The sequence below is a fragment of the Microcoleus asticus IPMA8 genome, from assembly GCF_013179805.1.
Classification (GTDB): Bacteria; Cyanobacteriota; Cyanobacteriia; order Cyanobacteriales; family Microcoleaceae; genus Microcoleus; species Microcoleus asticus.
The window spans coordinates 1-1,010 of sequence record NZ_SRRZ01000316.1 but is presented as its reverse complement, the minus strand read 5'-3'; the positions used below and the strand labels follow the sequence as shown (position 1 = coordinate 1,010).

1 protein-coding gene is annotated in these 1,010 nt (G+C 44.5%); it reads left to right on the top strand.

Features of this window, described 5'->3' with window-relative positions:
* Positions 1-1,010: GAF domain-containing sensor histidine kinase (locus tag E5S67_RS32110; RefSeq protein WP_172193532.1), on the top strand; the 1,010-nt coding region annotated here is incomplete at both ends.

Here is a 1,010-nt window from a genome sequence, read left to right as displayed (position 1 = left end):
CAAGCTGCTCAAGCTTTATCCAGTAAAATTCAGCTTGATGAATTGTTCGGTAGCCTCAACCAAATTATTTTAAAAACTTCAGGGGCAGAAACTTGTGCTTTGCTACTCCCCGATCGGGATGAATGGCAAATCCGGGCAATAACTCACATCAATCCAGATAACGAGTTACCCACAACCCTACTCCAAACCCAACCTCTGGACAACTCTGTGGGGATGCCGCTGAAGCTGATTTATTATGTCAAAAATACCCTGCAAACTGTCGTTATTGAAGGCGGTAAAACCGATATTCCCGGTTTAATGAATGACTGTACGCTCCAGTATCAGTCTCAGAGTATGCTGTGTACTCCGATTCTCGATCGGGGGAACTTAGTTGCGATACTTTATCTGGAACATCGCTCGACCAAAGGAGTGTTTACTCGCGATAGGCTCCTCGTCCTCAACTTCCTCTGCACCCAGGCTGCCATTTCCCTAGAAAATGCGCGACTGTATCAGCAAGCGCAGGATTATGCCTACCAGGTTGAACAATCTCAACTGCAATTAGTACAGAGCGAAAAAATGTCGGCTTTGGGCAATTTAGTAGCCGGGGTAGCCCATGAAATTAATAATCCAGTCGGTTTTATTTCTGGGAATATCCATGAAGCGATCGCTGCCGTCAAAGATCTTACAGAATACTTGCAGCTCTATCAAGAAAAATTTCCCAGTCCGGGCGAGGAGATTGAAGAAAAAGCTGAAGATATCGATATCGAATATCTCTTAGAAGATTTACCCAAAATGTTGAATTCGATGCAAGTCGGGTGCGATCGCATCCAAGGTATCAGCACCAGTCTTCGTACCTTCTCCCGAGCCGACAAAGATTACAAAGTTCCTTTTAATATTCATGAGGGAATTGACAGTACACTTTTGATTCTCAAACACAGATTGAAAGCGAACGAACAGCGTCCCGCTATTGAAATAGTCAAAGAGTACGGGAACCTGCCACCAGTTGATTGCTTCCCCGGACAATTAAATCA